Annotated in this window: 20 protein-coding genes and 1 pseudogene; 8 read left to right on the top strand and 13 right to left on the bottom strand. The window is 63.2% G+C overall.

The window, feature by feature from the left end; genetic code table 11:
* Nucleotides 1-7: 7 nt before the first annotated feature.
* The 11 genes from L9B60_RS24800 to L9B60_RS24750 all read right to left on the bottom strand — a co-directional run bounded on the left by L9B60_RS24800 (nucleotide 8) and on the right by L9B60_RS24750 (nucleotide 9,303).
* Entirely contained in the window at nucleotides 8-1,213 is a 1,206-nt protein-coding gene (locus L9B60_RS24800) for an OprD family outer membrane porin (protein WP_438866157.1), read from the bottom strand.
* 233 nt (nucleotides 1,214-1,446) lie between these two features.
* Nucleotides 1,447-1,938, bottom strand: coding sequence for a flavin reductase (locus L9B60_RS24795; protein ID WP_249673608.1), 492 nt, complete (start codon nucleotides 1,936-1,938; stop codon nucleotides 1,447-1,449).
* Nucleotides 1,939-1,956: 18 nt separating this feature from the next.
* Nucleotides 1,957-2,916 carry a PDR/VanB family oxidoreductase gene (locus L9B60_RS24790; protein ID WP_249673607.1) on the bottom strand — a complete coding sequence of 320 codons (960 nt, stop codon included), beginning with the start codon at nucleotides 2,914-2,916 and terminating at the stop codon, nucleotides 1,957-1,959.
* Nucleotides 2,917-2,959: 43 nt separating this feature from the next.
* Nucleotides 2,960-3,700 (bottom strand): SDR family NAD(P)-dependent oxidoreductase, encoded by a 741-nt coding sequence (locus tag L9B60_RS24785; RefSeq protein ID WP_249673606.1) that lies wholly within the window; start codon nucleotides 3,698-3,700, stop codon nucleotides 2,960-2,962.
* 10 nt (nucleotides 3,701-3,710) lie between these two features.
* On the bottom strand, nucleotides 3,711-4,190 hold the full coding sequence (locus L9B60_RS24780) for an aromatic-ring-hydroxylating dioxygenase subunit beta (protein WP_249673605.1): 480 nt from the start codon (nucleotides 4,188-4,190) through the stop codon (nucleotides 3,711-3,713).
* 5 nt (nucleotides 4,191-4,195) lie between these two features.
* Entirely contained in the window at nucleotides 4,196-5,476 is a 1,281-nt protein-coding gene (locus tag L9B60_RS24775) for an aromatic ring-hydroxylating oxygenase subunit alpha (RefSeq protein ID WP_249673604.1), read from the bottom strand.
* Nucleotides 5,477-5,493: 17 nt separating this feature from the next.
* On the bottom strand, nucleotides 5,494-6,015 hold the full coding sequence (locus L9B60_RS24770) for a nuclear transport factor 2 family protein (protein WP_249673603.1): 522 nt from the start codon (nucleotides 6,013-6,015) through the stop codon (nucleotides 5,494-5,496).
* A 13-nt stretch (nucleotides 6,016-6,028) separates the two neighbouring features.
* The gene (locus tag L9B60_RS24765) at nucleotides 6,029-6,388 is read right to left on the bottom strand and encodes an IacB protein (protein WP_249673602.1); all 360 of its coding nucleotides are present in this window, start codon (nucleotides 6,386-6,388) and stop codon (nucleotides 6,029-6,031) included.
* Nucleotides 6,389-6,418: 30 nt separating this feature from the next.
* On the bottom strand, nucleotides 6,419-7,591 hold the full coding sequence (locus L9B60_RS24760) for an acyl-CoA dehydrogenase family protein (RefSeq protein ID WP_249673601.1): 1,173 nt from the start codon (nucleotides 7,589-7,591) through the stop codon (nucleotides 6,419-6,421).
* Between the two features lie 27 nt (nucleotides 7,592-7,618).
* Complete coding sequence (locus tag L9B60_RS24755; RefSeq protein WP_249673600.1) at nucleotides 7,619-8,731, bottom strand: amidase; 1,113 nt, start codon at nucleotides 8,729-8,731, stop codon at nucleotides 7,619-7,621.
* 311 nt (nucleotides 8,732-9,042) lie between these two features.
* Nucleotides 9,043-9,303, bottom strand: a complete 261-nt coding sequence (locus tag L9B60_RS24750; protein WP_249673599.1) for a hypothetical protein — start codon at nucleotides 9,301-9,303, stop codon at nucleotides 9,043-9,045.
* A gap of 97 nt (nucleotides 9,304-9,400) precedes the next feature.
* Between L9B60_RS24750 and L9B60_RS24745 the strand changes: the two genes are divergently transcribed.
* From L9B60_RS24745 to L9B60_RS24715, 7 genes are all read left to right on the top strand, one after another.
* Nucleotides 9,401-10,549 carry an ABC transporter substrate-binding protein gene (locus L9B60_RS24745; protein WP_249673598.1) on the top strand — a complete coding sequence of 383 codons (1,149 nt, stop codon included), beginning with the start codon at nucleotides 9,401-9,403 and terminating at the stop codon, nucleotides 10,547-10,549.
* A 77-nt stretch (nucleotides 10,550-10,626) separates the two neighbouring features.
* Nucleotides 10,627-11,664, top strand: a complete 1,038-nt coding sequence (locus tag L9B60_RS24740; RefSeq protein ID WP_249673597.1) for a branched-chain amino acid ABC transporter permease — start codon at nucleotides 10,627-10,629, stop codon at nucleotides 11,662-11,664.
* Entirely contained in the window at nucleotides 11,661-13,457 is a 1,797-nt protein-coding gene (locus L9B60_RS24735; RefSeq protein WP_249673596.1) for a branched-chain amino acid ABC transporter ATP-binding protein/permease, read from the top strand. The genes L9B60_RS24740 and L9B60_RS24735 overlap by 4 nt, the downstream gene beginning before the upstream one ends.
* Nucleotides 13,457-14,200, top strand: coding sequence for an ABC transporter ATP-binding protein (locus L9B60_RS24730; protein WP_249673595.1), 744 nt, complete (start codon nucleotides 13,457-13,459; stop codon nucleotides 14,198-14,200). The genes L9B60_RS24735 and L9B60_RS24730 overlap by 1 nt, the downstream gene beginning before the upstream one ends.
* 37 nt (nucleotides 14,201-14,237) lie before the next feature.
* Nucleotides 14,238-15,230, top strand: coding sequence for a ketopantoate reductase family protein (locus L9B60_RS24725; protein ID WP_249673594.1), 993 nt, complete (start codon nucleotides 14,238-14,240; stop codon nucleotides 15,228-15,230).
* A gap of 1 nt (nucleotide 15,231) precedes the next feature.
* Nucleotides 15,232-15,984 carry a class II aldolase/adducin family protein gene (locus L9B60_RS24720; protein ID WP_249673593.1) on the top strand — a complete coding sequence of 251 codons (753 nt, stop codon included), beginning with the start codon at nucleotides 15,232-15,234 and terminating at the stop codon, nucleotides 15,982-15,984.
* Between the two features lie 109 nt (nucleotides 15,985-16,093).
* Nucleotides 16,094-16,570, top strand: coding sequence for a MarR family winged helix-turn-helix transcriptional regulator (locus L9B60_RS24715; RefSeq protein WP_249673592.1), 477 nt, complete (start codon nucleotides 16,094-16,096; stop codon nucleotides 16,568-16,570).
* Nucleotides 16,571-16,595: 25 nt separating this feature from the next.
* Here the strand turns inward: L9B60_RS24715 and L9B60_RS24710 are convergent, their stop codons facing one another.
* Together L9B60_RS24710 and L9B60_RS24705 are read right to left on the bottom strand one after the other, a co-directional pair.
* Complete coding sequence (locus L9B60_RS24710; protein WP_249673591.1) at nucleotides 16,596-17,096, bottom strand: BRO-N domain-containing protein; 501 nt, start codon at nucleotides 17,094-17,096, stop codon at nucleotides 16,596-16,598.
* A 289-nt stretch (nucleotides 17,097-17,385) separates the two neighbouring features.
* On the bottom strand, nucleotides 17,386-18,285 hold the full coding sequence (locus tag L9B60_RS24705; protein WP_249673590.1) for a LysR family transcriptional regulator: 900 nt from the start codon (nucleotides 18,283-18,285) through the stop codon (nucleotides 17,386-17,388).
* Nucleotides 18,286-18,371: 86 nt separating this feature from the next.
* Here L9B60_RS24705 and L9B60_RS24700 point away from each other — a divergent pair.
* Nucleotides 18,372-19,152 (top strand): annotated as a pseudogene (locus tag L9B60_RS24700) (NAD(P)H-dependent oxidoreductase).
* The last annotated feature ends 193 nt before the right edge of the window (nucleotides 19,153-19,345 follow it).

Genomic DNA, 19,345 nt, shown 5'->3' with positions numbered 1-19,345 from the left:
CGGGCAATTACCAGAACTTCCAGGTGTAAGTGGTCGCGAAACGGTACTCGTCGTAGTCGCTGCCCACCTTCTGTTTGACCTGGATATTGCGCACATCCAACCCCAGGCCTTTCAGGAAACCGCTCTGCACCACGTAGCTTGCGCCCAGGTTGCGCTCGGCCTCCTCGTTGTCGCTCAAGCCGGCGCCACGGTTCCAGTGGGTGCCCTTGGTGTAGCGGGTGTTGAACTTCAGGCCCGGAACGCCCAGGGCGGCAAAATCGTAGGCGTAGCGCGCCGACCACGACTGCTCACCCGGGCGCACGAAGGCCAGGGCCGACCAGTGCACCAGGTAAGGCTGCGGGATATAGCCATTGAGGGTTGGGAACACGCTTTCACCGAGCATGCGCTGGTAGCTCACGCCAAAGGTGTGGGCGCTTTTGCTCAAGCTGAACAGCGCACCATACGAGCGGTTGTCCACCACGCCGGCCAGAGCCTTGCCATCTTCATTGTTATTGAAGTAGCGCAAGTCGGTTTTAAGCCTGTAGCCATCACCCAGGTCGGCTTTATGGGTAATACCGAAATAATGTTGTTTGTAGATATCTTCCAGCACTGCATAAAAGTAACTGACCTGCAGGCTTTTATTGATATCGTAGGTGGCGCCAGCAAAGTTCAGGCCGTCACTGTCCAGGTTATCGGTAGTGCCCCACTTGTAGAGTTTTTCGTGATTGGAAGATTCGCGCGTCACCACCGACCAGTATTGCCCGCCGGTCAAGGTCAACCCGTCCAGTTCCTTGGACTCCACCACCGCCCCCTGGTAGATCGTGTCCAACTGGCGACTGGTGTCATCGAAGGCCACCGGCAACTGCGGGCGCATGTCGCCGACCTTCAGTTGCGTCTTCGAGTATTTCATCTTCAACGTCGCACCGGCGCGGCTCTGGTTCTTTGCCGTCTGTTGGTCGCTGACACTGTAGGGCAGCGAGCCATCGTTGCCCGACGAGTCCAGGCGCAGCGCATATTGGGCGTCTATGTCCAGGCCAAAGGCTAGCGGCGTGTCGGTGTAGCCCGACGTGAACTGCAGGTCGAAGCCCTGGGACCAGCTGTGCACTTCGTTGACCGGCGCCGCAGACTTTGTGTAATTACGGTTCAGGTAAAAGTTGCGCAAATCCAGGCTCAAGTGGCTGTCGTCGACAACATCCGCTTGCGCCAAAGCCGGCACCGACAAGGCACCGACCATGCTCAAACAGCACACACCACGGCCAAACTTCTTTTCTTGAAACATCTGACATCCCCATTTATGAGTGTGCTTAACCGCACTGAGTTATCGGAGCAGAGTTGATATAAGAAAGAACATCGGCAGTGAGCACTGCGCACCCTGTTAACCGGGCGCTACAGTAAAAAAATCCGCACTCCCGATGCGTGTCGGGATATTCTTATTGTTGTAAAAGCGGTTGTGGCTGAAACCGTCAATCAGTTACAGGCGTTACTCAAGCGGTGATAGGCGCGGTTGAAATACACCAAGCCTTCCTGGGACTCGCCAACCTTCAAATCGAGAATCTCGCAATAGAAAATCGTGTGCGAGCCCACCTCGTGGGCCTGGGCGATGCGGCAGTCAAAACTGACCAGTGCCTCATCGAGCAGTGGCGCGCCACTTTCCAGGGTGTGCCAGTGGGCGCTGGAAAACCGCTCTGGCATGCTCATGTCGCGGTTGGCAAACACCCCGGAAATAGCCTGGTGCTCGGCGGTCAGCACGTTCACGCTGAGCACACCGTTGGTCTTGAAATGCACGTTGGAGTGCGAAGCGCGGTTCATGCACACCAGCAGCGTGGGCGGCTGGTCGGTGACGCTGCACACCGCCGAGGCGGTAAAGCCGAAACGCCCCGCCGCACCGTCGGTGGTGATGACTGAAACGGCGCCGCTGAGCAGCGCCATTGCATTGCGAAATCCAGTCGTGTCGACCATGGGTTTGCCCTCCAGGGGTCAGATATCCAACACCAGTTTTTTCGATTTGGCCCGCGAGCAACACACCAGTATCTGGTCGTTGGCGGCCTTCTCGTCGTCGGTCAAGTACACGTCGCGGTGGTCCGGCTCGCCTTCTAGCACGTCGCACAGGCAAGTGCCGCACACGCCCTGCTCACAGGAAATGTCGATCTTGATGCCCACCCCCGCCAGCGCCTCGAGGATGGTCTGCCCTTCGGCCACCTGCACGCTCTTGCCGCTGCGCGAGGCCACCACTTCAAAGCCGGCACCGCTGTTGTCCACTTCCACCTGGAAGTACTCGCGGTGGATGTGATCGTCGGCATGGCCGGCTTCCAGCGCCTGGGCAATGACCCAATCCATGAAACCGGCCGGGCCGCACACGTACACATGCACATCGGCGCCCGGCGCGCCGAGCACCGCCGGCAGGTCGAGTTTTTGAGCAGGCGCCTCGTCATCGAAATGGGTGTGCACGCAGGCAGCAAAATCGGCCTGTTGCAGCTCATCCAAAAACGCGCTGCGGCTGCGCGAACGGCCGCAGTAGTGCAACTCGAACTGGCTGTCGCGGGCCTGCAAGGCGTACGCCATGGCCACCATCGGGGTAATGCCGATGCCGCCGCCGATCAGGATCGAATGGCGAGCCTTCGCGGCCAGCGCAAATAGATTGCGCGGTACGCTGATCTGCACTTGCTGGCCTTCGAGCAAGTGCTCATGCACGGCCACCGAGCCGCCACGCGAGGCTGGGTCTTTCAGCACGCCCAAGCGGTACACCGAGCGCTCGGCCGGGTTACCGCACAACGAGTACTGGCGCACCAGCCCGCCGGGCAGGTGGATGTCCACGTGGGCACCGGCTTCGAAGGCCGGCAAGGGCAGGCCCGTCGGGTCGCCTAGGTCGAGGACCACCACGCCGTCGCCTTGTTCCTGGCGCTTGCGCACCACGACTTTCACTACTTGATCACTCATGTCCCAGCTTCCCGCAAAATAAGTGTGCGCAAGGCCCAGGGGCTCAGCGCATGAACAGGCCGCCGTTGACGTCCCAGGTGGCGCCGGTGGTGAAGTAGGCGTCCTCGCCTGCCAGTTGCACCACCAGCTTGCCGATGAAGTCGGCGTCGCCCAGGCGCTTCACCGGGATGCCTTCGATCAGTTTTTCCAGGCGCTCGGGCGGCACGGCCGCACGCACCGCCGGCGACTCGATGGGGCCTGGGGCAATGGCGTTCACCGTCACCCCGCGCGCCGCCAGCTCCTTGGCAAAGATCTTGGTCAGGGTCACGATGGCGCCCTTGGAGGCGGCGTAATGCGCCCCCGTGGCGGTGCCGCCGTTCTGCCCGGCCAGGGAGGCCATGTTGATGATCCGCCCATAGCCCTGCTCGGCCAGGTAGGCACCGAACACCTGGCAACCGACGAAGGTGCCACGCTGATTGGTGCTCACCACCCGGTCGAACTCCTCGGGGCTGATCTGCATCACCGGCGTGGTCAGCGTCATGGCGGCGTTGTTGACCGCCACGTGCAGGGCGCCGAAACGCGCCAGCACGGCGGCCAGCGCTGCCTCGAAATCGGCCTTGCTGGCAACGTCCAGTTTCAGCGCCAGCACGCGTTCGCCGCTGGGGTCCAGTTGCCGGGCGGCCGCTTGGGCGCCGTCCAATGAACGGTCGCTGAGCACCACGGCAAAGCCTGCGCCGAACAGTTGCCGGGCGATGCTCAAGCCCAAGCCCTGGGCGGCACCGGTGACGATGGCTACCTGTGTCATGTTCCGCCCCTCAGAGGATGTAGCCGATACCGGCCAAGGTATCGGTGGAGTTGATCAACTGGATCAGCTTGCGCTGGATCTTGAAGCTGTCGCCGTCGCGCACCAGTTGGAAGGTCACGTCGGCGGTGTAGTGCTTGAGCACATCCTTGCGGAACTCGCGCAGGTTTTGCGCGCAGCGCACGGTCACCACCCCACCCTCCTCGCCCAGCACCCGAAAGCGCGACTGCGAGCGCACGGTGCGGGCCCGCGGCGCGGTAGAGATCGACTCGCCGCTGGTCAACCGGGTCACGCGCAACTTGCGCATGTGATGGTCGTCGTAGGCGTAGTTCAGGGTGTTCTCAAAGTCGGTTTCCAGTGGGTCGATGGGAATGATGTAAGTGGCGGTCGGCGTGTACAGGTCCAGCCACGCATCGAACTCGCTGTGGTCGAGCATGTCCGCTTCCTGCCAGATGAAGGCGGTGACCTGGTTGAGCAATTGCAGATTCGACATGTTCGTTACCCCTTCACCGACATCATTTTTTTCCACTGCTGGTAGCCTGCGCGCATGCCCGTTTCGGCACTCACGTCACCGGCCAGGCCGTCCTCGGTTTTCTGCTCGCCGGCCAGGCCGCGGTTGAGCATGATGTACAGGTCCTGGCCGGCGCTTGCGCCCTTTTGCACGCGCTCCCAAGCCTCGGAATCATCGGGTGTGCCAAAGCCCATCGGCCCCTGGAAGTGTTCGTGCAAACGCAGGCGGTAGCGGTTGGCCACGGCCGGGCCGCCGTCCATGGTGATCACCGCGTGATGGATCTCCGTCTCGTCCACGGCGATCGGTTGCAGCACCCGGAAAAACGCCATGGAGCAGGCGATGTTGGGGAACAGGTTGAGGTTGAAGCCCGACCCACCCACGGCGCGCACGATACGGCGCACGGCCTGTTCGTCATGGCCTTCCTCGCGCAGCTGCCCGGCCAGCTCCTCGAAACGCTCGGGGATCGGCAGTTGCAGGTTGGCTTCCAGGTCGATCAGGTCGGGGATCATCACCATCACGCTGTGGCCGTTGCCCAGGTCTTCGACATAGCCGGTGCCACCGACGAAATCGAGCATCTCTTCGGTCTGCTTGTCCACCGAGGACAAAAACGACTTGTGCACCAGGGGGAAGTGGTAGGCGTCGGTGGTGTTTTCCAGTTGGATCTTCCAGTTGCCGGGGAAGCGAAAACGATGCTCGCCGGCCACCTTGATCGGGTAGCCGCCGCCCTGCTTCATGAACAAGTCCATCCACTTTTTTGCCGCGCCGAGGAAGTCCTCGAGCGGCTCGATGTCATCCTTGAAGGTGGCGAAAATCATCCCGGCGTATTGCTCCACGCGCAGGCTGACCAGCGGGTGGTCGCCCTTGTCGAGCATATCGGCGTAACTTTCCGGGTGCGGCACGCCACGCAGCGAACCGTCCAACGCATAGCTCCAGCCGTGGTAGGGGCAGACGAAGCTGTTGGTCTTGCCCTTTTTGTGCTCGCACACGGTGGCCGCACGGTGGCGGCAACGGTTGAGCAACACGTGGATGTCTTTTTTGCGGTCGCGCACCACGATCACCGGCTGCTTGCCGACGAAGGTGGTCTTGTAGCTGCCAGCGTCCGGAATTTCGCTGACGTGGCCCACCCAGATCCAGGTCTGGTAGAAGATTTTTTCCAGCTCCTGGTCGAAGATCTTGGCGTCGGTGTACAGCGAGGTGTGGACACGGTCTGCCAGCACCAGGTCTGCGGGGCATGGGTCCAGGTTCAGGGTATCGATCAGGGTCGTCACGGTCGGTTTCCTAAATATTATTGAGCAGCGCCCGGCACGGGCAGGTGAGCGTCGCTGTTCCAAGCCGTCACGGGGCGGCTGAACAGGTTCTCGGTCTGGAAGTGCGCCATGCGCCATTGCCCGGCCTGGCGCGCGAACTGCACGCTCAGGCGGGCGCCGTTGAGGTGCGAAGCGCCGCTGGCGAAGGTCGAGGTTTGCAACATCACCCAACTGCCACTGGCCGCTTCACCGCGCACCTGGATCAACTCCGAGGTCAAAAAGTGCACGTTGAGGGCAAAGTGCGCAGGCTCCACCATGTACCCGGCAAACATCGCCCTGATCGCTTCACGCCCCTGGTAGCCGCCAAAGCTCTTGGCGTAACGGGCGCCCTTGCCCTGCCACGTGGCGTGCTCGGTGAACAGGCCGGCCAGCTCGTCCAGGGGCGAGCCTGCGCCCAGTTCGTCGCACAACAGCATGTAGCGGTTCATGCAGGCGCGAATCGCCTGCTCGCTTTCCAGCAGTGCCAGGCGTTGTTCCAGCAGGTGAAGTCGATCGCTCATGGCAAGGGCTCGCTCAGCGTTGGATGATCAGTTCACGGCCGGTACGGGCCTCGACCTTGGTGTATTTCCACAGCTTGTAGGTGCCGTCGCCCACCGGGGTAGTGCGAAACAGGTTGCAGGCGGCATGCACCGTCTCGATGCCGGGCACGTCGGCCAGCAGGTAAGTGGTCCAGGGGTAGCCGGTGGAGGGGCCGACCATGCTCTGGTCATCGTCCATGTTGCCGAACACGGTCACCCCTGGCAGGTCGTGGATGGCGTTCCACATTTCGCTGAATGCAGCCCACACCTGCAGTTGTTCTTCGCGCGGGGCGTCGAAGAAGTTCTGGTTGATGCCCATGCAGAACAGCACGCGCAACGTTTTTTTATCGCTCATTACAATCACCGATACGTGAGTTGGAAAAGGTCACAGGTAGCCAGGCAACGGCTTGTTGCCGAAGAAGATCGCGCCGGCGTTCTGGTAAGTCATGTCGCCCATGAAGGCGTGCTGGGTAATCACCTGGGCGTCATTGACGAAACGCGACAAGGGACTGCTGCGGTACACCCCGCTCATGCCCGAGAGCATCTGCGCGGTGCGCGCCACCTCGGCTGCCACGCGCGAGGCGTGGGTGGACGACAGGCGCAGCATGTTGGTTTGCTCCACCGACACCGCCTCGTTCGCCAACACACTGGCCCAGGCCGAATCGATGGCCTCGTAGAACCAGGCGCGGGCCGAGCGCAGGGAGGCTTCGGCCTTGGCCATCTCCACTTGCGCCAGGGGCCGGTCGGACAACGACGGCGCACCGGTCACCGAGATGCGCCCGCTGGCCATGCCGCTCAGTTCATCCAGCGCCGCACGGGCCACGCCCAGGCCGACCACCGAGAGCACCTGGGTCGCAAAACTCAAGGAGGGGTAACGGAAAAACGGCTCGCTGAGGGTCGGTGCACCGCCCCGCACGAAGGTCCAGTCCTCGGGCACCACCACGCCTTCGACCACCACGTCATGGCTGCCGGTACCCACCAGCCCGACCACGTCCCAGGTCTGCTCGATGCGCACTTTTTCCCGTGGCATCACCGCCAGGCGCGGCAGGCCGAGCATGTCACCGTTGCGCGGGGCAATGCCCACGCCGATCAGCGAAGCGCCCATGCAGCCGCTGGAAAACTTCCAGCGGCCATTGACCTCCAGGCCACCGTCGACGAACTGCGCAGGCTGCGGCGGGAAGATGCCGCCGGCAAACACCACGTCGGGCCCATCGGCATAGATTTTTTCAAGCGTGGCCAACGGCAGCGCAGCCAGGTACACCGGGCTCATGCCAAAGCTGGCCACCCAGCCGGCGGAGCCGTCGGCGTGGGCGATGTCCTCGACCATGCGGCAGAATTCGCCGGGCGAGCGTTCCTCGCCACCAAAGCGCTTGGGCACCAGGGCGCGATACACGCCCAGGGTGCGAAAGCGCTCGATGATGTCCTGGCTGATGTGCTTTTGCTCATCGAACTCGCCGGTGCGCGCGCGCTGGCGAATCTCACCCAGCAGTTGCACGAAAGCGTCGCTCTGGGTGATGGCCACCGGGTTTGGGCGTTCCAACGCGCTGAGTGCAGTCATGGGGCTCTCTGGAATAGACATGCAGGATTACCTTGCTAGGCGGCGCGACAGTTCGCGGGCGACTGCGCACAGCAGTTCGTCCGCGCCTTTGGCGGCGATCAGTTGGAGGCCCACCGGCAAGCCTGAAGCGCCGATCAACGGCAGCGTCAGGGCCGGGTGGCCGGAAAGGTTGAAGGGCCGCACGAAGGCGGTCATGCCGATCACGGCGCGGGTGTCAGCCGCTTCGCTGAGCAGCAGCGGGTAGTCGGGCATGGTCGGCATGGCCAGGATCGGGAAGCGCGCCAGGGCCGCATCGACTTGGGCGGTAAACGCCTGGCGCACCTGTTCGGCGGTGGCCAGAGCTGCATCCGAGGTGTCGGCCGCCGCTTGCAGGCGCCCGGCGATGTCGGCGCCTACCTTGCCGGTGGCCAGCAGGTGGCCACAGGCGTTCCAGGTTTCGCGATTGATCACCACCAGGCCCGCGTCGTAGGCCGCGGCCATGCCGGGCAACGGCTGCTCATGCAAGGCAAAACCGCTGCCTTGCAGGGCTGCATCCACGGCCGCTTGTACTTCAGGGTGGGCCTGCACCGGCACCACGCCAATGTTCAGGTGGGCCACCGCTGGCAGTGCCTTGAAACTGGGATCAATGGCCTGCATCGCGGCAATCAGCCGCTCGCTATCAGCGGCAAACGGGCCCACGCAATCCAGGCTGCTGACGGCTGGCATCACACCTTGGCGACTGACCCGGCCGAAGGTCGGCTTCAAGCCCCATACGCCGCAGCAGGCGGCCGGAATGCGCACCGAACCCCCGGTGTCGGTGCCGATGGAAAAGTCCGCCAGGCCCGCGGCCACGGCAGCGGCCGAACCGCTGGACGAGCCCCCGGGGATGCGCGCCGGGTACAGCGGGTTGAGCGCGGTACCGGCCCACTGGTTGATGCCGGTGGTACCAAAGGCCAGTTCATGCAGGCTGGTCTTGCCGATGATTCGGCAGTTTGCGGCCAACACATCCTTGACCACCTGGGCATGCGCCAGGGCGGCAGGTGCATCGGCCAGGGCCGCACTCGCAGCACAGGTAGGGTGGCCTGCGATATCAAGGGTGTCCTTGATCATCACACTCAGGCCGTTGCCACCTAGGGCCAAATCTTGGACGACGATTGTCATGCCATCACCTATTGAATAAGACGACGCCGATGGCGCCACACACCATGAGCTCAACGGACCGTGGCCTGCCGAGCGCTTAAATCTAAAATCGTAATTTTTACGTGAATTGTCAATTAATTTTTTGGCAAAAAATAAGTGAGTATTTTGGGTGCAATTTTTTACCGAATGCACCGTTCACGTGCATTTTGGTAACAGCACAAAAGCTGGCCGAAATGCCTTTAATCTCGCAAAAAATTGACTTAACTAGCTGTTTTATATGTTTTTTATAGAGATATCTATACTTAATAACGCCGCTACCACCGTGCTCGAACCTAGGTAGACGAGCCCTGAACTGGATAAATATTTAATGGAAATTTACCGTAAAAAATAAGCGGATTTTTACGGTAAAAATCGCTAAATAAATTCAAAAAAACAAAGCGCTTTTTATCGCCATCCACCGCTCGGCAAAGCCTTGCCCCTGCTCGCCTCCAAGGGGTTTTCACTCGACCTTTGCCCACGCGCGCATCGTAAGAAATTCCGCACAGCCGACCCGGCTCAACTACTACGCCGGGCACCGCCTCGGCACGGCGCACAGCCCGTTGCTGGCATGCAACCTGCTATCGCCCTGTCACCTTTGCTGAAGTCAGTTCCCGAACCCGGCTTCGCCCTCCTCACGCTTCGGAGAAACCCATGCGCTTGAAGAAAGCTGTGTCTACCTTGTTGTTGAGTGCCGCCTGTGCAGGCCTTGCCCAGGCCGACGTGAAGGTGGGCGTGATCACCTCGGCCACCGGGCCCATCGCCCTGGTTGGCATCCCGCAGAAGAACACCGTGGCGCTGTTGCCGCGCATGGCGGGCGACCAGAAGATCACCTACATCGACCTGGATGACGGCAGCGACCCCACTGCCACGGTCAAGGCGCTGAAGAAGCTGATCAGCGAAGACAATGTGGATGCGATCATCGGCCCGAGTGGCTCGCCCAACGCCATGGGCGTGATCCAGTTCGCCGCCGAAGCCGGGGTGCCGCTGCTGGCACCGGTAGGCACGGCCGCCGTGGTGGTGCCGATGACGGCCGACAAGAAGTGGGTATTCAAGACCACCCAGAACGACGACCTGATTGCCAAGGCGCTGTTCCAGAACATGGACGCCAAGGGCATCAAGACCCTCGCGTTGATTGGCACCGCCGACCCCTACGGTGAAAACTGGGCCAAGGTCACCAGCGCCCTGGCCGCCGAGCACGGCATCAAGATCGTCGCCAGCGAGCGCTTCCAGCGCCAGGACACCTCGGTCACCGGGCAAAGCCTGAAAGTGCTGGCCAGCCGCCCCGATGCAGTGTTGATCGCCGCCCCTGGCAGCTCTGCGGTGATGCCACAAACCACCCTGTTCGACCAGGGCTTTCGCGGCCAGGTGTACCAGACTCACGGCGCCGCCCTGCCCGACTACCTGAAGCTGGGCGGCAAGAAAGTCGAAGGCACTATCCTGGCCGCCAGCGCCATGCTGGTACTCGACGAAATCCCCGACAGCAACCCGTCCAAGAAGGTCGCCAGCGACTACATCGCCGCTTACGAAAAACTCAATGGCAGCAAGCCGGCCACCTTCGGCGCCAACACCTATGACGCCGGGCTGCTGCTGCAAGCGGCCATCCCCGTGGCGGCGGCCAAGGCCGCGCCCGGCACCCCGGCCTTCCGCCAGGCACTGCGCGATGCCTTGGAGCAGACGCACGAGCTGGCGGGCACCCAAGGCGTCTACACCATGAGCGCCGAAGACCACAGCGGCTTTGATGAACGTGGCCGCGAGCTGATCCAGGTGAAGAACGGCACCTGGACCTTGCTCAGCCACTGAGGCGGCTTGCCCAGCGCCCGGCGGCCATCGTGACCGCCCGGCGCGCAACCCTGATGACCCTGTAGAAGAGCCCGACCATGAATTTCCAGATAGCCTTGCTGCTGGGGCAAGACGGCCTGACCAATGGCGCGATCTATGCGCTGCTGGCCCTGTCGATCCTGCTGGTGTTTACCGTGACCCGCATCCTGCTGATCCCCCAGGGCGAGTTTGTGACCTATGGCGCCTTGACCATGGCCGGCGTGCAGTCGGGCCACCCGACGGCGCTGGTGTGGCTGGTGCTGGCCCTGAGCGTGGCCGACTGCGCGCTGGACCTGATCGCCCCGCTGCGCGCCGGCCGTGCCTGGCGCTTTCCAAAAACGGTGCTTATCAAGCTCGGCTATGCGCTGCTGCTGGTGGTTGCCGTGCGCACCCTGCCCCTGGCCGAACTGCCCATGGCGGCCCAGGCGCTGCTGACCCTGGCCCTGGTGGTGCCCTTGGGGCCGCAGATCTACCGGCTGGTGTTCCAGCCGATTGCCGCGGCCAGTTCACTGGTGCTGCTGATCGTGTCGATCGCCGTGCACGTGAGCATGGTCGGCATCGGCCTGCTGCTGTTCGGCGCCGAGGGCGCACGCACCCAGCCGTTCTCCGAGCAAGGCCTGGAGATCGGCCCGGTGATGTTCAACAGTCAGACCCTATGGGTGATCGCCGTGTCGCTGGCGTTGATCGTGCTGCTGTTTCTGTTCTTCGAGCGCACGCTGTATGGCAAGGCCCTGCGCGCCACGGCGGTGAACCGCATGGGCGCGCGGCTGATGGGCATCTCGCCCAACCTTGCGGGCAAGGCCACGTTCACCCTGGCAGCCTTCATCGGCGCGCTGTCGGGGATCCTGATCGCGCCCATCACCACGCTGTATTTCGACTCCGGCTTCATCATCAGCCTCAAGGGCTTTGTCGGCGCCATCATCGGCGGCCTGGCCAGCTACCCGGTCGCCGCCATCGGCGCCCTGGCCGTGGGCATGATCGAGGCGTTCTCGATGTTCTGGGCCAGCGCCTACAAAGAGATCATCGTGTTCACCCTGATCATCCCGTTCCTGCTCTGGCGCTCGCTGACCACCCGTCACGTGGAGGAAGAACAATGAAGCCGCGCTACCTGATCCTGGCCCTGGTGGCCGTGCTGGGCGTCGCCCCGCTGTTGCTGCCGGCGTTCTACGTCACCCTGCTCAACTACATCGGCCTGTACACCTTGGTGGTGCTGGGCCTGGTGTTGCTGACCGGGGTGGGCGGCATGACCAGTTTCGGCCAGGCCGCGTTCGTGGGCGTGGGCGCCTACACCACCGCTTGGCTGACCACCGCCCAACAACTGCCCGCCTGGCTGGCCTGGGCCAGCGCGTCGCCTTGGCTGACGCTGCTGGTGGGCGTGGCATTGACCGTGTGCGTGGCGCTGATCCTGGGCACCCTGACCTTGCGCCTGTCGGGCCATTACCTGCCGCTGGGCACCATCGCCTGGGGCCTGTCGCTGTATTACGCCTTCGGCACCGTGGAGTCCTTGGGCGGGCACACCGGGGTCAGCGGCCTGCCGCCGATTTCGCTGCTGGGCTTTTCCCTGGCGCGCGGCGAGCACATTTATTACTTGATCTGGGCGGTGCTGCTGGTGGCCATGCTGCTGACCCGCAACCTGCTCGACTCCCGGGAAGGCCGGGCGATTCGCGCGCTCAAGGGTGGGCAGTTGATGGCCGAGTCCATGGGCGTGGACACCTTCCGTTCCAAGCTGGTGATCTTCGTCATCTCGGCGGTGTTCGCCTCGGTGTCTGGCTGGCTGTACGCCCATACCCAACGCTTCGTCAACCCAACGCCGTTCGGCCTGAGCATGGGCATCGACTACCTGTTCATGGCGCTGATCGGCGGGGTGGGCAGCGTGTGGGGCGCATTGTTGGGGGCTGGCGTACTGACCGTGCTCAAGCAATGGCTGCAGGATTGGTTACCCCTGTTGTTAGGCGATGCCGGCAACTATGAAACCATTGTGTTCGGCGTGCTGATCGTGGTGCTGATGCAGCGTGCACCGGGCGGTTTGTGGCCGATGCTCAGCGGGCTGTTCAAGCGTCGCGCCAAGCCCCCGGTACGCGAGCTGCCCGTCAGCCGCCGCGAACTGCCCCGGCGCACCCTGCCGGCCCACGGCCAGGTGATACTGGAAGCTCGCCACGTTACCCGGCGCTTCGGTGGCCTGGTGGCCAACAACGACATGAACCTTGAGGTCCACGCTGGCGAAATCCTGGCCCTGATCGGCCCCAACGGCGCCGGCAAAAGTACCCTGTTCAACCAGCTGTCCGGGGTCGACACGCCCACTAGCGGCGACGTGCTGTTCATGGGCCAGCGCATCAACGGCCAACGCTCACGCAAGGTGGCGCACATGGGCATGAGCCGCACCTTCCAGCACGTGAAATTGCTGCCCACCATGAGTGTGCTGGAGAACGTCGCACTGGGCGCCCACTTGCGCGGCCATCAGGGGGTCTTGGCCGCCAGCCTGCACCTGGAGCGCGCCGAAGAAGCCGACCTGCTGGCCGAAGCCAAGCGCCAGCTGGAACGCGTGGGCCTGGGCGATTGCCTGTTCGAGCAAGCCGGCAGCCTGGCCCTGGGCCAACAGCGCATTTTGGAAATCGCCCGCGCACTGTGCGCCGACCCCTGCCTGCTGCTGCTCGACGAGCCCGCCGCCGGTCTGCGCCACAAAGAAAAAGAGGCCCTGGGGGTGCTGCTCAGCCGCCTGCGCAGCGAAGGCATGGCCATTCTATTGGTAGAGCACGACATGGACTTCGTCATGGGCCTGGTCGACCGCGTGGTGGTCATGGAGTTTGGCCAACGCATCGCCCACGGGTTGCCCGAAGACGTACAGAAAAACCCCGCAGTATTGGAAGCCTACCTTGGAGGGGCCGAATAATGAACCTGCTGGAAATCAACAACCTGAGCGTCGCCTACGGTAAGGTCGAGGCCCTGAGCAATGCCAGCCTGCACGTCGGCCAAGGGCAGATCGTCACGGTGATCGGCCCCAACGGCGCCGGCAAGACCACCCTGCTGTCGGCGATCATGGGCGTACTGGACTCGCGCGGCCAGGTGCAGTTCGATGGGCAACTGGAGGCCGTGCCGCAGGTGGAGGTGATGGTCGGCCGCGGCCTGGGCCTGGTGCCGGAAAAGCGTGAGCTGTTCACCAGCATGAGCGTGGCCGACAACCTGCTGCTGGGCGCCTTTGCGCGCCACCGCCGTGGCGAGCGCGACCATGGGCAAACGCTCAAAGAGGTCTACGAGTTGTTCCCTCGCTTGTGGGAGCGCCGCGACCAGTTGGCCATGACGCTGTCTGGCGGTGAGCGGCAAATGCTCGCCGTCGGCCGCGCGCTGATGGCCAAGCCGCGCCTGCTGATGCTCGATGAGCCCAGCCTGGGCCTGGCCCCGCTGATCACCCGGGAGATCTTTCGCATCATCACCGCCCTGCGCCAGACCGGCGTCTCGATCCTGCTGGTGGAGCAGAACGCCCGCGCCGCCCTGCGCGTGGCCGATTACGCCTACGTGCTGGAAACCGGGCAGATCGCCATGCACGGCCCGGCTGCGCAACTGGCCGACGACCCGCGGGTGATCGAGGCCTACCTGGGCCTGGCCAGCAAGCATCAGGAACTGCTCGCCAGTTGAGCGCGCAGGCCCTATTGAACCGGAACATGGAGCCCACATGACCCCAACCCTGCGCATCGCCATCGTCGGTGCCGGCGCGATTGGCTGCACCCTGGCGGCCCGCTTGGTCGGCAGCGGCCAGCCGGTCAAGCTGCTGGCGCGCGGCGACACCCTGGCCACCCTGAAGCGCGACGGCATCCGCCTGAGCGACCTGCAAGGCGAGCATCACGTTCGGGTTACCGCCAGCGACAACGCCCATGAACTGGGCGAGCAAGACCTGATTTTCATCTGCACCAAGGCCCCGGCATTGCCGGCAGTGCTGGCCCAGATCCCACCCATGGTCGGCCCCCACACCGTGGTGGTACCGGTGGTCAACGGCGTGCCCTGGTGGTACTTCCATGGCGAGGGCGGGCGCTTTGCCGGGCAACCGATCAAAGCCCTGGACGTCGATGGGCAACTGGCTCGCGCCCTGGACCTGAGCCACGTGATCGGCTGCGTGGTGTTCATCACCGCCCAGTGCCCACAGCCCTGCGTGGTGGAATCGCGCAACCCGCACCTGATGATCGTTGGCGAGCCTGACAACAGCCTGAGCCCACGCCTGGAGCAACTGCGCGATGTGATCGAACGCGCCGGCATCGAGGCGCGCAGCACCGATCGCATCCGCGATTCGCTGTGGACCAAGATCATTGCCAACCTGACCTCCAACCCGTTGTCGGTGGTCACCGGCGCCACGCTCGAACAACTCTACGGCCTGCCCGAGTTGCGCGAGCTGGTCAGCAGCACCCTGCACGAAACCCTGTTGACCGCCGCCGCCCACGGCGCGCGGGTGAGCATCGACCCGCACACCTTCCTGGAGCTGGGCGCCGGCATGGGTGCGGTGCGCACCTCCATGCTGCAAGACTTCGACAAGGGCCGGCCGCTGGAGCTCGCCGCCATCGGCGACGCCGTGCTGGAGCTGGCCGAACACATGGCGGTGCCCATGCCCGTTACCCGCAACATCATTGCCCTGGCACGCTTTCGCGGCGCCCACCCTACCCCTCAAGGAGCCTGACATGAGCCAACGCCCCGACACCTGCAGCGCCGAAGAGTGGGCGCTGCGCGTTCAGCTTGCGCACTGCTACCACCTGGTGGACTTTTTTGGCTGGACCGAAACCATCTTCAACCATATCTCGGCGCGCCTGCCCGGCCCCGCCCACCATTACCTGGTGAACCCGTTCGGCCTGAACTACACCGAGGTCACCCCGGCCAACCTGCTAAAGGTCGACCTGACCGGGAACAAACTGGACGACAGTCCCTTTGACGCCAACCCGGCCGGCTTTGCCCTGCACAGCGCCGTGCACGGCGCCCGCGACGACATCCAATGCCTGATCCATACCCACACCACGCCGATCTCGGCCATCGTGCAGAAAAAAGCCGGGTTCAATCACCACAACTTCTACGGCGCGCAGTTGCACGGGCGCATCGGTTACCACACCTTCGAGGGCATCACCCTGTTCGACGACGAGAAGGTGCGGATGATCCACAGCCTGGGCGACAAGCACATCCTGGTGCTGCGCAACCACGGCATCGCGGTGGGTGAAAGCAGCATCGCCAAGGCGTTTTTCCTGCTCTGGACCGTGCAGCGCGCCGCCGAGATCCAGTGCCAGGCCGGCGCACTGGGCGGCGAAGACAACCCGCTGCCCGAAGCCATCAGCGCCAAATGCGCCGACCTGACCGCCATGCTGATCCGCGAAAGTGGCTTTGCCACGAAGTTTTTCGACGCCATGGTGCGCAAGCTGCACGCCGAGCGCGGCCAGCCCTGGTAAACCCTGCGGGTCGTTTTTCGTCAATGCCATGAGGAGGGAGAGTCGACAGCGTCGGCTCAATCCCCTATAAATCCACCCTCACTTGGTTAAACCCACAAGAAAAGCCTGCATGAGCACCCCCAAAAAACGCCTCAGCCGTTACAACCCTGCCAGCGAGCACTTCAAGAAAGAGGAATTTCCTTTTTATTGGCTCGCGCGACTCAATGGGCGTTATGCCATGGCCATGGAAAAGGCCCTGAAAAAGATCGACATGGACATCCCGCGCTACCGCATCCTGTTTATCCTGCTGGATAACGGCGAATCGAGCATCTCGGAAATCTCCATCCACGCCATCGCCAAGCTGTCGACCATCACCAAGATCGTCTACCGCATGAAGGCCGATGGGCTGGTGGATACCGGCGTCAGCGAAAGCGACGGGCGCGTGACCAAGGTCTCGTTGACCGAACGCGGGCACGAGATGATCCACGAGGTACAGGCGGCCACCAGCCACATCTTCAACAACAGCTTCACGGGGCTGACACCGGTGCAGATCGGCAAGTTGAATGCGACGCTGGAGAAGATCTTCAATAACTTGCCGGAGGATTGAGCGGGCCGGGGTGAGTGCCTGCGGGCTAAACGCCAGTCCTGAACACCCCAAATGCACTTCGCCACCCACGCCGCGCTGTCCCGCTTGCAGCCCTGGGCAACACCTGGGGCATGTCCCGCATCCGCACCCAGGGCTCATCCTGCCAATACAACACCTTGATGCCCACGCCCTGCCAACTCATCTGGGTCAAGCTGGGATGCTGCTCCGGTTGCTGGCTGCGCATCACCGGTAACACCTCATGGGTCAACCAATAGCGCAGGGCGCGGTTTTCGGGGGCGTGGTGGTAAATCATCAAGGCCAGCGCACCGGACTCGCTGACCAGCAGGCGTTTGTGCCATTGGCCATCGATCTGCAGCCACTGGTGGCGCACTTGGTCGGTGTCGAGTTTTTGCGCACGGCGCTCGGGGTAAGGCAGGCCCATCAAGCGGCCCAGGTCTTTGACGCAGAGCCACGCGTGGCCGTCTTGCATCACGGTGCGCAGGGGCAGTGTGTGGCGGGTGAAGACAAAGGGGGTAAAGGCGTCCATGGCAACAGTTCCTAGTAAGGTCAAAACCACCACCAGAAGTCGCTAAACCAATGGGTGGCGGCTGTGCGCAGGTTAGCGAACCGGTACTAGGAACCGGCAGGCCCGAAAGCCTCCCACACACAGCCGCCATAACGCTCGCTCAAGGTCAGTAAACCCAAGCGAGAGGTACGGTGCTGCGGTTTCTAGTTTCCAGGTCGCTAAACCTGTTTGTCGATGATTCGACAACGGCGCGAAGGTTACTGATGTGAGCGGTTGCTCGCAAGCTTGATATTGTTTCAGAGGGCCTCGCTCAGGCCAGCGCCGCCTGGGCGATGAATTCACGCAACCACTGGTGCGCCGGGTCGCGATGGCAGCGTTCAGGCCAGAGCATGGCCATCTCGTAGCCGGGCACCGTCACCGGTGGTTCGGCTACTTGCAGCGCCGGATTGCCGCGCACCAATCGCGCCGGCACCATCGCCACCAGGTCGGTGCTGGCCAGCGCCGACAGCACGAACAGAAAATGCGGCACCGACAAGGCCACCTTGCGGGTCAGGCCGGCATGGGCCAGTGCCTGGTCGGTGACACCGCTGAAACCTGCGCCATCCGGCGAGACGATCACGTGATCAAGCGCGCAGAACTGCGCCAGCGTCGGCGCCGCGCTCAAACGCGGGTGCCCTGCCCGGCCAGCCAACACGTAGCGCTCCTTGAACAACAACCTGCGATGCAGCCCGGCAGGTGCGTCATCGCTGGTGTGAAACGCCAGGTCTACCTCGCCCTGCTCTGCTTGCCGGGCCAGCCGCGCGGGAACCACGTGCACCACCGCCAGCCGAGTGCCCGGTGCCTGGCGGCGCAAGCCATTGAGCGCGGGCAGCAGGATCGTCGACTCGCTGTAGTCCGAGGCAGCCACCCGCCACGTGTCGCGCGCCTGCGCCGGGTCGAAGGGGCTGGCCGGCGCCACCGCGAACTCAAGGGCTGCCAACGCCTGGCGCAATGGCTCGCGCAACGCGTCGGCCCTGGCCGTGGCGCGCATGCCCCGAGGGCCCGGTAGCAGCAGCGGGTCATCGAAGATGTCGCGCAGCTTGGCCAGGTGCACGCTGACCGAGGGCTGGGAAAAGTTCAGGCGTTGCGCGGCGCGGGTCACATTGAGCTCGGCCAGCAGCACGTCCAGCGTCACCAGCAGGTTGAGGTCCAACCGCCTGAGATTATTCATGGCTATACCTGGCATGTCAGACATTCATTTCAACTATACCCGCGTACACCTCAGAGTGCTCGCTACACGCACTTGGAGGTTTGACCATGAATGTTTTGATCGTTTACGCACACCCCGAACCCCGCTCGCTGAACGGCTCGCTGAAAGACTTTGCCGTGCAGCACTTGCAGGCCGCCGGGCATCAGGTCCAGGTGTCAGACCTGTACGCCATGCAGTGGAAAGCCGCGCTGGACGCCGACGACAGCCAGGAGCCCTTGGCCGGCGAACGCTTGAACCCATCATCGGCCTCAAAATCGGCTTTTGCCCACGACCTGCAAAGCCCTGACATCGCCGCCGAACAGGCCAAGCTGCGCTGGGCCGACACGGTGATTTTGCAATTCCCGCTGTGGTGGTTTTCGATGCCAGCCATCCTCAAGGGTTGGGTGGAGCGGGTATACGCCTACGGGTTCGCCTACGGCGTGGGCGAGCACTCCGATGCGCGTTGGGGCGAGCGCTACGGCGAAGGCGCGATGGCCGGTAAGCGCGCGATGTTGATGGTGACGGCCGGTGGCTGGGAATCCCACTACAGCCCACGCGGCATCAACGGCCCGATCGATGACGTGCTGTTCCCGATCCAGCACGGCGTGCTGTTTTACCCAGGTTTTGCAGTGCTGCCGCCCTTCGTCATCTATCGCACCAGCCGGGTCGATGCCCAGGCCTATGCGCAAATCAGCACTGCGTTGGGGCAACGGCCTGGATGAGTTGTGGAGCACGGCGCCGATCCCCTTCCGCGCGCAGAATGACGGCGCGTACAGCATCCCGGCGTTGACGCTGATACCCCAGATTGCACCGGGCAGCAGCGGGTTCGCGGCACACCTTGAACAATAGGTGAAGTATGCGTTCGGCTTGAGGGCCTCTCGCAAGCAAGCTGTGCTCCCACAGGTGTAGGAGCGGATTTATCCGCGAAGGACGCACTGCGGTAATAGGTTAGGCAAGCTGAGCTCCCACAGGTGTAGGAGCGGATTTATCCGCGAAGGGCACTGCGGTTATAGGTTAAGCAAGCTGTGCTCCCACAGGTGCA

This window comes from Pseudomonas abieticivorans (genome assembly GCF_023509015.1).
Lineage (GTDB): Bacteria > Pseudomonadota > Gammaproteobacteria > Pseudomonadales > Pseudomonadaceae > Aquipseudomonas > Aquipseudomonas abieticivorans.
Note: the sequence above shows the minus strand (reverse complement) of the source record. Positions and strands in the feature narration are given on the sequence as shown.